The organism is Pseudonocardia sp. ZF1 (genome assembly GCF_056835605.1).
This window is the reverse complement of the sequence record NZ_JAJNBY010000001.1, coordinates 2,379,289-2,391,717: the sequence shown is the minus strand read 5'-3', so window position 1 is coordinate 2,391,717 and position 12,429 is coordinate 2,379,289. Positions and strand designations below refer to the sequence as shown.

The window sequence follows — 12,429 nt, the reverse complement described above, 5'->3', positions numbered from 1 at the left end:
GCCTAGGTTATGGCCATGCGGCTGACGAGCGTGACGCACCTGCGCCTGCCCTACGGGACGCTGCTCGGCTACGACGTCGCCGTCGGCCGGACCGGGCACCCGGTCCCGGTCTCGTTCGACCAGCGCCGCCACGTCGGCCGCGGGGACCGGCCGGGCTCGTGGATGGCGATCACCTGCCGGCTGCCCGCGGTGGACCTCGACGCGCTGGCCGGGGCCTGGCTGGCGGTGCTGCGCCGGCACGGGACGCTGCGCACGGTCTTCTCCCCCGGCCCGGACGGCCCCCGGCTGCACGAGGTGGACCTGCGTCCCGGCCGCTGGGTCACCCACCCGGTCGCGCCCGGCCAGGCCGTCGACGACGCCGTCCGCCGGATGCTCGACGAGCGCTGCACCCCCTACGCGGCGCCGTCGCACCGGCTCTGCGTGATCCTCACCGCGGACCGGCCGACGCTCGTCGTGGCCGCCGACCACGCCCACGTGGACATGTGGTCGCTGCTGGTGGTCCTGCGCGACCTCGTGCAGGGCCTGGGCGGGACGCTGCCGCCCGGGACCGTGCGCCCCTTCGCCGAGCACACCGCCGCCCTGGCCGGCCGGGAGCCCGCGCCCGACGAGGTCCGGCAGCGCTGGGCCGAGATCCTGGCCGCGGGCGGCGACGTGATGCCCCGCTTCCCGCTGCCGCTGGGCGAACTCACCCCCGCTCCCCCGGAGCGCGTCGAGGTGCGTGACGTGCTCGGCGTCGACGACTGCGCGCTGTTCGAGCGCCGGGCCCGCCGGTCCGGGGTCTCGACGCTGGCCCTGGTCACCTCGGTCATGACCCGCACCACGGGGGAGCTGGCGCACGCCCCGCTGCGCGCGGTGTTCCCCGTGCACAGCCGCTACGACGACCGCTGGCACGGCTCGGTCGGCTGGTTCATCACCAACGCGGTGATCGACGCGCGCGACCCGGATCCGCGGGCCTGCGCCGACGCCGTCCGCGAGGCCGTGCGGCTCGGCTCCTGGCCGCTCGACGACGTGCTGGCCCCGTGGGGCGGGATGCCCGAGGCGCCCGGCATGTTCGCGATCTCCTGGCTGGACCTGCGACGGCTGCCGGTGCGCATCGACCACGCCGGGCTGGACGCGCAGTACGTCAGCTCGGCGGGCGACGCCGACGGCGTGATGGTGTGGTTCATCCTCGACGAGGCGGGTCTGCACCTGCGCTGCCGCTACCCCGACACCGACGAGGCGCGGGAGAACGTCGGCGCCTGGCTGGACCGGGTCGTGGACGGCGTCCGGTCCAGCGCCCACCCGGCGGGCGCGGACGTCGTGCTGGCCGGGGACCGGCTCGTCGTCGACCGGGCCACCCGGGCCGACGTGGCGGCGGTCGTCGCGCTGCTGTCGGGTTCCGGGGACGCCGACGCCGACGACCCGGATCTCGCGCCCTACGAGGAGGCGTTCGACGCCCTGGACCGCGACCCCGGCCGGTTCCTCGCGGTCGCCCGCGCCGGCGACGGCCGGGTGGTCGCGACCGTGCAGCTGACGATCCTGCCCGGGCCCGCCCTGCGCGGCGCGACCCGGCTGCAGGTCGAGGGGCTGCGGGTCGCCGTCGGGTGGCGACGGCGCGGGGTCGGGTCGGCGCTGGTGGAGTGGGCGCACGAGCACGGGCGGGCCCGCGGCGCCGTCCTGGCGCGGGCCGGGGACACCGCCGGGGACGGGCCGCACCGGTTCCTGGCGCGGCTGGGCTACGAGCCCGACCGGGCCGGGTACACGCGGCCGCTCTGACCCCCGCCGTCGCCCGGGCCGCCGGTCAGGCGCCGTCGGGCCCGTTGCCGAGCAGCGGCTCGTCGGCGGAGCGGACCTCGGAGCCGGGCAGGCCGTCGGGGTGCTCGTCGCGGACCCGGTCCAGCGCGTCCAGCGCGATCCCGAGGTGCTTGCGCTTGCTCGCCTCGTAGAACGCCCGCGCGCCGCCGGCCAGCTTGGGCTCGGCGTGCAGCGGCTTGTCCGACACGCACAGCAGGGTCGCGTTCGGGATCCGGTAGCGGAACCCGTTGGCGGCGATCGTCGCGGACTCCATGTCCACCGCCACGGCGCGGGCCAGCCGCATCCGGTGCAGCGTCGCGGCCTGGTTGAACTCCCAGTTGCGGTTGTCGGTGGTGTGCACGACCCCCGGCCGCCAGGTCGCCTCGGCCGCGCCGAGCGCGTCCATCAGGTAGCCGTTGAGCCGGATGCTCGGGATGACCGGCACGTCGGCCGGGAGCACCTCGTCGAGCACGTGGTCGGCCCGCTGGTAGGCGGTGGCCAGCACGAAGTCGCCCAGCTCCTGGCGGTTCCGCAGGCCCCCGCAGTGCCCGATCATGATCATGGTGTCCGGGCGGAGCACGGCGAGGTGGTCGGTGACGGTCTTGGCGTTGGCCGGGCCCACGCCGATGTTCACCAGGGTCACGCCGTCGCCGTCGGCGCCCGGGTGGTGGTAGGCGGGCATCTGGACGCCGGCGCGGTCGGGCCGCTCGGCGTCGGGGAAGCGCTCCAGGAACGACTCGACGTGCATCGCGTAGTTGGTGAACAGCACGTGCCGCTGGAAGGACTCGGCGGGGGTGCCGGTGTAGTGCGAGAGGCGGTCCAGCGAGAGCGCCATGCGCTCCGGGCCGAACAGGAACAGCTTCTTGACCCGCAGGTCGAAGCGGTCCTCGTCGAGCGCGGCGAAGAACTCCGGGTCGGTGAACGCCCGGGCCGGGCGGGCCGCGCGGGCGGTGACGGTGGCCCCGGCGGCGAGCAGGCCGCGCAGCTCCCGGTGCAGGTAGCGGCGGATCGCGCACGGCCGGGCGAACTCCCCGGAGATGCGCGGGTTGTGCGTCGACCAGGGGCGCACGACCTCGAGCTCGGGGTACCAGCCGTCGTCGTAGACCGACTGGAGGGCGTCGAGCAGCCGGGCGATCTCGTGGTCGAGCTTCTCCGCCGGGACCGGCGGGCGGACCTGTTCGATCATCGCGGGCGTCACGAGACGTCCCCGTCGTCGGCGCCGTGCGCATGCAGCGCGCCCGGGGCGACGGCGACCGCCGACACGATCTCCAGCACGCGGCGGGCGAGCCCGTCGGTCAGCCGGTAGCGGACCAGCCGCCCCTCGCGGTGGGCGGTGACCATGCCGTGCGCGCGCAGCAGGCGCAGCGCGTGCGAGACGGCCGAGTCGCTCATCCCGACGGCGACGGCGAGGTCGGAGACGCAGAGGTCCCCGGCGTGCTGCAGCGCGAGCAGCAGCGACAGGCGGTTGACCTCGCCCAGGACGTCCAGGACGGTCGCGACCTCGGCCACCTTGGTGGCGTCGGCGAGCACCGCGACGGCGTCGCAGACCTGGTCCGGGTCGATCACGCGTGCGCCGGCGAGCGCCTCCGGAACCTTGTGCACGCCTGTGATGCTAGCCCTGTCGGCGGATCACTTCGCCGCAGCGGCCTTCTTCTCGCGCGCCGCGGCCTTGATCGCCTTCTTCGTGTCGCGCACCTCGAGCAGGGTCCGGGAGTCGACGACGTCGGCCGCGGAGAGCCGGGTGCCGTCGGCGCCGTAGTCCCCGGCGGCCTCCCGCCAGCCGTCCGGGGTGACCCCGTACTGCTTGCCGAGGATCGCGACGAAGATCTTCGCCTTCTGCTCGCCGTAGCCGGGCAGCGCCTTGAGCCTGCGCAGCACCTCGCGCCCGTCGGGGTCGTCGCGGGTCCAGATCGCGGCCGGGTCCCCGTCCCAGTCCTCGACGATCGCGCGGCACATCTCCTGCACCCGCCCGGCCATCGAGCCGCCGTAGCGGTGGATGGCGGGCGGGGTGGTGGCCAGCGCCGCGAACCCCTCGGGGTCGTGGTCGGCGATGACGCGCACGTCGAGCCCGCCGAGGCGCTCGTGCAGCTTCAGCGGGCCGCGGAACGCGACCTCCATCTGGATCTGCTGGTCGAGCAGCATGCCGATCAGCAGCGCGAGGGGCTCGCGTTCCAGCAGCGCGTCGGCCTCCGGTTCCTGGGCGATGCAGATCCCGCTCATGCCGCACAGGATGGCACGCGACAATGGGCGGGTGCTCCCCCATCTCGACGCCGGTGACATCGAACGCGTCCGCGGCTGCCTGCTCGACGCCGGCTACACCCCGGACGGTGTGCGCGCCCTGCTGGGCCGCTCCGCGCACGACGCACTGACCCGCGGCGAGCCGGAGCCGGCGGCCCGGGCCAGCCGCGACGGCGGGGAGCTCGGCACCCTGGTGCGGCTGTTCCTGCTGGAGGACACCGAGCCCGAGCCGGCGGTGACCGCGGCGCTCGGCGACCTGGACCCGCTGCTGGAGGGCCGGATCCTGCGCCGCACCCCGGAGGGCATCCGGGCCGCGCTGGACGTGCGCCCCTACGGCGAGGGCCCCGGCGCCGACGGCGAGCCGGGCACCGACTGGTGGGTGGTGTCCGACATCGACACCCCGGCCGCGCGGCAGGACCGCGAGCACGTCACCGGCGTCGGCGGGGCGTCGCTGACGCTGGCCGCGGCGACCGTCCGCCGCCCGGTCGGCACCCTGCTCGACCTGGGCACCGGCTGCGGGGTGCAGGCGCTGCACGGCTCCCGGCACGCGCTGCGGGTCACCGCGACCGACGTGCTGCCGCGCGCGCTGGCGCTGGCCCAGCTGTCGCTGGGGCTGTCCGGGGTGGAGGTCGACCTGCGGGAGGGCCCGTGGTTCGCCCCGGTGGCCGGGGAGCGCTTCGACCAGGTGGTGTCCAACCCGCCGTTCGTGCCGGGCCCGCCGCGGGTGGACTACGTCTACCGCGACTCCGGTGCGGCCGGGGACTCTGCGCTGGCCGGACTGCTGGGCGAGCTGCCCGGCCTGCTCAACCCGGGCGGGGTCGCGCAGCTGCTGGGGTCGTGGCTGCACGTGCGCGACGAGGACTGGCCGGACCGGGTGCGGTCCTGGCTGCCCGACGGCGTCGACGCCTGGGTCCTGCAGCGCGAGGTCGTCGACCCGGGCCTGCACGTCGGCACCTGGCAGCGCGACGCCGGGCTGGTCCCGACCTCCCGGGCGGCCCGCGAGCAGGCCGGGGCGTGGCTGGACTGGATGGCCGCCGAGCGGGTCGAGGGGGTCGGGTTCGGCTTCCTCATGCTGCGCCGCACCGACAGCGAGCCGACCGTCGTGGTCGAGGACCTGCCCGGCGAGCTGGGCGAGGGCCTGGGCCGGGAGATGACCGGCTGGCTGGACCGGGTGGACTGGCTGCGTGCCCACACCCGCGACGAGGACCTGCTCGGCGCGCGGCTGCTGCTCGCCCCGGAGACGGTGCTCGAGTCGGCCTCGTCGGTCGACCCGGACGGCGGCTGGGCCGAGCTGTCGACGACCGTGCGCCGCTGGGGCGGCCCCGGCTGGGAACACCCCGTCGACGCCCCGGCCGCGGCGCTGCTGGCCGGCTGCCGCGGCGACCTGCCGCTGTCCGAGCTGCTCGCGCTGCTGTCCTACGCCCACGACCTGCCGGTCGACGCGCTCGTCGCGGCGACGCTGCCCGCGGTGCGGGAGTTCGTCCGGCACGGCCTGCTCCAGCCCGTCGACGGCTGGCCGCACCCGGTGCCCGCGCGGACCGCGGCCGCGTCGCCGTCGGGGCCGGTCGGGTGAGGGCCGTCGTCGCCCGCGTCCGACGGGCGTCGGTGACGGTCGAGGCGCCCGACGGCACACCGCTGCGGGTGTCCGGTGAGATCGGGCCCGGGTTGCTGGTGCTGCTCGGCGTGCACGCCGACGACGTCGGCACCGACCCCGCCGCGACCGCGCGGAAGGTCGACACGATGGCCCGCAAGCTGCACGAGCTGCGCCTCCTGCGCGACGAGCGCTCGTGCGCGGACGCCGGCGCCCCGCTGCTGGTGGTCAGCCAGTTCACCCTGTACGGCGAGACCCGCAAGGGACGCAGGCCGTCCTGGTCGGCGGCGGCCCGCCCGCACGACGCCGAGCCGGTCGTCGACGCGGTGGTGGCCGCGCTGCGCGGGCGCGGCGCCACCGTCGGGACCGGGGAGTTCGGCGCGCAGATGGCCGTGGAGTCGGTCAACGACGGTCCGTTCACGGTCCTGGTCGAGGTCTGAGCCCGGTACCGGGCCCACGTCTCAGCCGTCTCTCACCGGACTCTCAGCCGGAAAGGGGACGATGGGGACATGGTCGCCTACCTGCTGTCCTGGCTGTTGGGGCTGTTCCAGCTCGTGCTGGTCGCCCGGGTCGTCGTGGACTGGATCGACGTGCTCGGCTCCGGGCGCGGCGGCGCCGTGCTCGACACCGCCCGCCGCGTCACCCACGGCCTGACCGAGCCGGTCGTCGCCCCGATCCGCCGCCGCGTCCAGCCGGTCCGGATGGGCGCGGTCGGGCTCGACCTGTCGGTGCTGATCGTGTTCGTGGCCGTGCTGCTGGCGCGGCTGGTCGTGGTGCCGCTGATCCCGTTCTGATCCGGGCCCGGGGTTAGGGGCGTGGCCCGAGCCGCAGCGCGGTGACCCGGCCGTCGTCGTCGAGGCCGGCCTCGGCCAGCCCGTCGGTGACACCGCCGTCGCGGTGCACCCGCACCGCCCACTCCGCGGTGTCGCGGGCGACCTGCTTGCGGGTCGGGTCGACGGTGAACTCCCCGTCGAGCAGCTCACCGAGGTGGGCGAGCAGCGGCACCGGGGACGGCCGCTCCCGGAACGGGGCGGTGGAGGTCAGGGTCGCGTCCGGGGTGACGGCGGCCGCGAGCGCGACCGGGTCGCCGTCGCGCACCGCCCGTTCGAAGGCCAGCGCGCCGAGGAACCGGTCGGCCGCGGCGGCACCCCGGCGCTGCAGGTGGTCCAGGAACGCGACGTCGCGGTCGATCTTGGAGGCGGCACCGAGCAGCCGGGACCGCACCGTGCCGGCCGGCATCTCCAGCACCCGGACGGTCACCTGCCGGTAGCCCGAGTCCGGGCCGAGGCTCCCGTCGGCGAGCAGCCGGTCGATCGTCTCGATGAACCCGAGCTCCTGGTTGAGCGACAGGTTGCCGGCCAGTGCGTTGCGCCGGTCGGCGATCTCGATCGGGCTGCGCGGCTCGCCGTCGATCTCCGACGGGTTGATCTGCACGACCCACAGCTCGTCGGGGTCGGCGTCGAGCAGGTCGCGGGTGGGCGGGTTCTGCGAGAACAGCCCGTCCCAGTAGACGCCGCCCGCGATGTGCACCGCGCGGAACAGGGTGGGGATCGCGGCCGAGGCGAGCACGGTCTCGGCGGTCACGGTGTCGGTGCGGCTGGAGAACGCCCGGAACTCCCCCGTCAGCACGTCGACGGCGCCGAGCAGCAGCAGCGGCGCGGCGCCTGCCGGGTCCGGACCGATGGCGGCGAAGTCCACGTGCCGTGAGACCAGGTCGAGGAACTGGCGGGTGCCGTCGAACGGGCGCGGCACCAGGTACGGGGCGCCTGCCGGGACGAGCCCGAGCCCCTGCAGCGCGCCCGCCGTCACCACGCCCAGGTTGGTCAGGCGCTCCAGCGGGGTGCGGGCGGCGTTGTCGGCCCAGAACTCCTCCAGCGCCGTCGCCGCGGCCTCGCGCCGGTCGGGGGTCTGGCCGTCGCGCAGCCGGTCCCAGGCGACGAGTGCGCAGATCGCGCCGCCCGAGGTGCCCGAGATCGCGACGACCTCGGCCGGGTCCGCGGCGGAGCCGAGCGCGTCCGAGCGCAGCAGCCGGGCCAGGACGCCCGCGGTGAACGCGGTGTGGCTGCCCCCGCCCTGGCAGGCGATCGCGATGCGGCGGGGCCGGGTGCGGGGGCTCATGGGGCCACCCTCGCGCGGACCGGTGGGTAGGGACAGCGCGACCCGGTCACACACGACGACGGCCCCCACCCGGGGGCCGGGCGGGGGCCGTCGTCGCGCGGGGTCACTTGCCGGCGGCGCTCCGGGTGGCGCGCGCGGTCTTCTCCGCGGCGGCCTCGGTGCTCCGCCCGGCGTGCTCGGTCACGGCCTCGGCGGCCTTGGTCGCCTGCTCGGTGACCTGGTCGAACACCGAGGTGCCCGCACCGACGACGGTACGGGCGAACTCGCGCTGGTGGCCGAGCACCTGCTCGTAGAAGTCGAAGACGCGCTCGACGGCGGCACCCGCGTCGGGCAGCTGCGGGCGGTCACCGGCGCCGAACTGGCGGGCCAGGCCGCTCGCGGCCTCGGTCCACCCGCGGACGGACTCGGTGACCAGGTCCTGGCCGCGCTTGGCGATGTCGACGAACTGCTCGGTGGAGGCGGTCATCGGTACTTCCCTCCCGGGAGTCGTATCTCGGCGTGGCCGGGGCGCCGACGAGCACCCCGGCATGCCAAGAAAACTACGCACACCCGTTAAGTATGTCAAGCACGGCAGCTCAGTCCCGCTGCACGAAGCTCCGGTACACCCCCAGCAGGGCCGCCTTCTGCTCGTCGGACAGCCGCGTGTCGGATTCGATCGCGGCCTCGACACCGGGCGGTGGCGCGGCCACGGGGGCGGCCTCCTCGACCGGGGCGGCGTCGCCCGCGGTGTCCGGGTCGCCGACCGACCAGCCGGCCCGGCTGAGCATCTGGTCGGTGTTGAGGTGCAGCGCGTCGGCGATCGAGCGCAGCACCTTCAGCGACGGCTGGTGCAGCCCCCGCTCGACCTGACTGAGGTAGGCGTTGGACACCTTGGTCATCGCCGCCATCTCGCGCAGCGAGAGCTTGGCCATCTGGCGCTGCGCCCGGATGAACCCGCCCAGGGCGTTCACCTGCGCACTCCACGCGTCCTCGGCGGCCCGGCGCCCGTTCTCGCGCAGCTCGTCGGCGGCGGTCTCCCCGGCGCTCCGCGGCCGGTGCCCGCCGTGCGTGCGGGCCTCCCCCGCGCGGCTCACGGCGTCCCCACCCGGAGGGCCCCGCGCGGCGGTCGCCGGCACGCGGGCACAGAACGTACGCGGTCCATGGCGATGCATTCTCCCCGCCGGACGGCGGTTGCGCACGCATCCGATGCAGTGTCGACAGTGGACGGTACGGACCATTGTCCATCCTGGACACGGCACCGCCCCGGTGACCAGCGGTGATCACCGGGGCGGCAGCGGGGTCCGAGTGGCGGCTCAGCCGCTCAGCACGTAACGGCCGGGAGCAGGCTCCAGCGGCGGGTGCGCGTCCGACCCGATCTTCTTGGGCGCCGCGACCTCCTTGCCCGCGCGCTCGGCGATCCACGGCGTCCAGTCCTCCCACCAGGAGGCCTTGCGCTCGGTGGCGTCGTCGCGCCAGTCCTCGGCGCGGGCCGGGAGGTCGTCGCTCTCGCCGAACCAGTGCCGAGACTTCGGCGACGGCGGGTTGACCACGCCGGCGATGTGCCCGGAGTTCGACAGCACGAACCGCACCGTGCCGCCGAGCTTCGACGCCCCGGTGTAGACCGACTTCCAGGGCGCGATGTGGTCCGACTCGGCCGTGACGATGTAGCTGTCGGGCCGGATGTCGGCCACGTCGAGCCGCTCCCCCGCGAGCTCCAGCTTGCCCTCGGCGAAACGGTTCTCCAGGTACAGCGTGCGCAGGTACTCGGTCTGCATCGCGGCCGGCATGCGGGTGGAGTCGGAGTTCCAGGTCAGCATGTCGAACGGCTTCGGGTCCTCGCCGAGCATCCAGTCGTTGACGACGTAGTTCCAGACCAGGTCGGTGGCCCGCAGCAGGTCGAAGGTCGTCTTCATGCTGGTGGCGGGCAGGTACCCGTCCTTGCGCATGCTCCGCTCGAGCCGGTCCACCGTCTTCTCGTCGGTGAACACGCCCAGCTGGCCCGGGCCGGAGTAGTCGAGCAGCGTGTTCATCAGGGTCAGCGAGTTGACGCGCTGGTCGCCCTTGGCCTCCAGCCACGCCGTCATCGCGGCGGAGAGCGCGCCGCCCAGGCAGAGCCCGGCGACGTTGACCGTGTCCCGGCCGGTGATCTCGCGGACGACCTCCAGGGCCGTGACCGGGCCCTCCTGCAGGTAGTCGCTCATTGTCACGTCGGCCAGCGACGAGTCCGGGTTGCGGTAGCTGATCATGAAGACGGTGTGGCCGTGCTGCACCGCCCACTCCACCAGCGACTTCTGCGGCGCGAGGTCCATGATGTAGTACTTGTTGATCCACGGCGGGCTCATGAGCAGCGGGATCTCGTGCACCTTGTCCGTCTGCGGCTCGTACTGGATGAGCTCGATCAGCCGGTTGCGGAAGACCACGTGGCCCGGGGTGACCGCGAGGTCCTTGCCCACCTGGAAGGCGCCGGGCGTGACCTGGCGCGGCATCCCCTGGTTCTGCACGGCGTCGCGCAGCATGTTGCGCGCGCCCCGCACGATGTTCAGCCCGCCGGTCTCGACGATCTTCTTCGGCCAGGCCGGGTTGGTGACGACCGCGTTCGGCGGGGCCAGCGCCTCGACGATCTGGCCGACCAGCCAGTCCAGCTTGCGGCGCGCGGTCGGCGAGACGCGGGCGGCCTGCGACAGCTCGGTCAGCCGGTCGGCGAGCAGGCTGTGCTCCTGACGGGCCAGGTAGTACCAGGCGTTGCCCTCCCAGGCCGGGTCGGCGTAGCGCTTGTCCTTCTCGGGCAGCGACGCCGGACCGGTGGTCGTCCGGCCGACGGCGCGCGCGGCCGCGGCGGACACGGCCTTGGCCGAGTCGACGCCGAAGCCCAGCCCGGTGCGCAGCACCGCGCCGGGCCGGGTGGCCAGCGAGCGGGCGGCCTCGCCGAGCGCCCCGCCGAAGCCGACCGGGTCGACCTTCGCGGCGAGCCCCTCGGGGCTGGCGAGCTCACGCAGGTCCCGCACGAGGCCGGCCGCCTGCCGTCGTAGCACCTCCGCGGCCTGGTTCGACGCGGCGGCGCTGCCGTTCTCGGACTCGGGCTGGGGTACGGGCTGCGTGGTCACTGTTCGTCACTCCTGACGGCCGGTTCGGTCTCCGTGCCTGGGTTCCCGCGCTCCCCGAGGGAACGGAAGGCGCAACGGGATGGACACATGGTGACCGCGTACTCACCGGTAGGCAGCCCCGGATTGTTGTAAGGCCTCTCACCTGCGCTAAGCGAAGCAAGCACTACTCCGGAGTAGGCCAGCGCTTGCTTGACATACCGATCGCGTTTTACCGTTCGGTAACCCGGATAGCCCCCGGTCATCAGAGTTGATGGGAGAGGCCCATGAGCACGGCGATCACCCGACGGTCCGCACCCTCCAGGGAGCACGGACCGCGTGCCCTTCCCGACACCCCCGTGGCCGCGGCCACCGGGAGCGACGACCGGCCGGACCCCCTCCGGTACCTCGTGTCGTACAACACCCGGAACCTGACCAAGGTGGTGGCCGAGGTCGGCCGGGCCACCGGCGCCTACTGGATCGACGCGGTCCAGCGGATCGCCCGGCCCGGCGACGCCGCCCGGCGCGGGCTGCTGTGGATCTCGGCGATGGCCGACCGCCGCGAGCCGACCTGGCACCTGGCCAACGAGGTCGTGCTGTCGACGCCGTTCGCGTCGCTGCGTGACTTCACCGCCGCCGAGCACCGCGACGACGACGTGGTCCCCACCCTGGTGCTGCCGCCCCAGGCCGGGCACTCCTCGACCGTCGTGGACTACTCGCCGCAGCAGAGCCAGATCGCCATGATCCGCGCCTCGGGCCTGACGAAGGTCTACGCGCTGGACTGGCGGCCCGCCACGACCGCGACGAAGAACGTCACGATCACCGACTACCTCGAGGTGATCGACCGGTCCATCCGGCGGATGGGCGGGAAGGCCAACCTGGTGGGCGACTGCCAGGGCGGCTGGCTGGCGACGATCTACGCCGCGCTGCACCCGGACCGGGTGAACACCCTGACCCTGGCCGGGGCGCCGATCGACTTCCACGCCGGCGAGTCGGTGATCGCCGCCTCGACCCGGCTGATGGCGGGGACGATGGGGATGGCGCCGTACAAGGCGCTGGTCGCCGCGGGCGGCGGCAACATGCCGGGCTCGGCGGTGCTGTCGAACTTCATCTCGATCCAGCCGCAGTCGGAGATCTCCCGGCAGCTGCAGCTGCTGGAGAACATCGACGACCCCACCCACGTCGAGCGCTACCGGGTGTTCGAGGACTGGTTCAAGTACACCCAGGACATCCCCGGCGCGTTCTACCTGTGGCTGGTGGAGAACCTGTTCTGGAAGAACCGGCTGATCAAGGGCACGCTCACCGTCGACGGCCGGACCGTCGACATGGGGGCGATCGACTGCCCGCTGCTGCTGCTGGCGGGCTCCGCGGACCACATCACCCCGGCCCCGCAGCTGTTCGCGGCGGCGGAGAAGGTCGGGACCCCGGCCGCGGACGTCACCTACCGGACGGCGACCGCGGGCCACCTGGGGCTGTTCATGGGCCGTGACGCGCTGCGCCACGACTGGCCGGTGCTGATGGAGACCGTCTACGGCCACTCGGTGCCGTCGAAGAAGGACACCGGGGCCGGCAAGGCGTCGCGGCGGCGCAGCAGCGTCCGCGCCGTGGCCGACCCGCGGGACACCCCGCGGGTGCCCGCGCCCTGACCGG

General features: G+C 74.4%; 12 protein-coding genes. 5 read left to right on the top strand and 7 right to left on the bottom strand.

Going from position 1 to position 12,429, the window contains the following annotated elements; all coding sequences use genetic code 11:
• Nucleotides 1-15 precede the first annotated feature (15 nt).
• Nucleotides 16-1,755, top strand: a complete 1,740-nt coding sequence (locus ZF1_RS11790; protein WP_482637266.1) for a GNAT family N-acetyltransferase — start codon at nucleotides 16-18, stop codon at nucleotides 1,753-1,755.
• A 25-nt stretch (nucleotides 1,756-1,780) separates the two neighbouring features.
• Here ZF1_RS11790 and ZF1_RS11785 read toward each other — a convergent pair whose 3' ends face one another.
• Genes ZF1_RS11785 through ZF1_RS11775 form a run of 3 tightly spaced genes read right to left on the bottom strand, consistent with a single transcriptional unit; the run spans nucleotide 1,781 to nucleotide 3,993 of the window.
• The gene (locus ZF1_RS11785; RefSeq protein ID WP_100880327.1) at nucleotides 1,781-2,971 is read right to left on the bottom strand and encodes an AMP nucleosidase; all 1,191 of its coding nucleotides are present in this window, start codon (nucleotides 2,969-2,971) and stop codon (nucleotides 1,781-1,783) included.
• Nucleotides 2,968-3,375 carry an ArsR/SmtB family transcription factor gene (locus ZF1_RS11780; protein ID WP_482637265.1) on the bottom strand — a complete coding sequence of 136 codons (408 nt, stop codon included), beginning with the start codon at nucleotides 3,373-3,375 and terminating at the stop codon, nucleotides 2,968-2,970. The genes ZF1_RS11785 and ZF1_RS11780 overlap by 4 nt, the downstream gene beginning before the upstream one ends.
• A gap of 27 nt (nucleotides 3,376-3,402) precedes the next feature.
• Nucleotides 3,403-3,993, bottom strand: a complete 591-nt coding sequence (locus tag ZF1_RS11775) for an HhH-GPD-type base excision DNA repair protein (RefSeq protein WP_405417720.1) — start codon at nucleotides 3,991-3,993, stop codon at nucleotides 3,403-3,405.
• Between the two features lie 31 nt (nucleotides 3,994-4,024).
• Here ZF1_RS11775 and ZF1_RS11770 point away from each other — a divergent pair, with 31 nt between their 5' ends.
• From ZF1_RS11770 to ZF1_RS11760, 3 genes are all read left to right on the top strand, one after another.
• The gene (locus ZF1_RS11770) at nucleotides 4,025-5,584 is read left to right on the top strand and encodes a DUF7782 domain-containing protein (protein WP_482637264.1); all 1,560 of its coding nucleotides are present in this window, start codon (nucleotides 4,025-4,027) and stop codon (nucleotides 5,582-5,584) included.
• Nucleotides 5,581-6,042 carry a D-aminoacyl-tRNA deacylase gene (gene dtd, locus ZF1_RS11765; RefSeq protein WP_179760276.1) on the top strand — a complete coding sequence of 154 codons (462 nt, stop codon included), beginning with the start codon at nucleotides 5,581-5,583 and terminating at the stop codon, nucleotides 6,040-6,042. The genes ZF1_RS11770 and dtd overlap by 4 nt, the downstream gene beginning before the upstream one ends.
• Before the next feature lie 69 nt (nucleotides 6,043-6,111).
• The gene (locus ZF1_RS11760; RefSeq protein ID WP_224402809.1) at nucleotides 6,112-6,396 is read left to right on the top strand and encodes a YggT family protein; all 285 of its coding nucleotides are present in this window, start codon (nucleotides 6,112-6,114) and stop codon (nucleotides 6,394-6,396) included.
• Between the two features lie 13 nt (nucleotides 6,397-6,409).
• Here the strand turns inward: ZF1_RS11760 and ZF1_RS11755 are convergent, their stop codons facing one another.
• The 4 genes from ZF1_RS11755 to ZF1_RS11740 all read right to left on the bottom strand — a co-directional run bounded on the left by ZF1_RS11755 (nucleotide 6,410) and on the right by ZF1_RS11740 (nucleotide 10,803).
• Nucleotides 6,410-7,720 carry a patatin-like phospholipase family protein gene (locus ZF1_RS11755; RefSeq protein WP_482637263.1) on the bottom strand — a complete coding sequence of 437 codons (1,311 nt, stop codon included), beginning with the start codon at nucleotides 7,718-7,720 and terminating at the stop codon, nucleotides 6,410-6,412.
• 103 nt (nucleotides 7,721-7,823) lie between these two features.
• Entirely contained in the window at nucleotides 7,824-8,186 is a 363-nt protein-coding gene (locus tag ZF1_RS11750; protein WP_062402515.1) for a hypothetical protein, read from the bottom strand.
• A 109-nt stretch (nucleotides 8,187-8,295) separates the two neighbouring features.
• Complete coding sequence (locus ZF1_RS11745; protein WP_482637262.1) at nucleotides 8,296-8,793, bottom strand: helix-turn-helix domain-containing protein; 498 nt, start codon at nucleotides 8,791-8,793, stop codon at nucleotides 8,296-8,298.
• Nucleotides 8,794-9,012: 219 nt separating this feature from the next.
• Nucleotides 9,013-10,803: a PHA/PHB synthase family protein gene (locus ZF1_RS11740; protein ID WP_179760279.1), complete on the bottom strand. Its 1,791-nt coding sequence runs from the start codon at nucleotides 10,801-10,803 to the stop codon at nucleotides 9,013-9,015.
• Nucleotides 10,804-11,066: 263 nt separating this feature from the next.
• On the opposite strand from ZF1_RS11740, the gene ZF1_RS11735 reads away from it, so the two are divergent.
• Complete coding sequence (locus ZF1_RS11735; protein ID WP_482637261.1) at nucleotides 11,067-12,425, top strand: alpha/beta fold hydrolase; 1,359 nt, start codon at nucleotides 11,067-11,069, stop codon at nucleotides 12,423-12,425.
• Nucleotides 12,426-12,429: the final 4 nt, after the last annotated feature.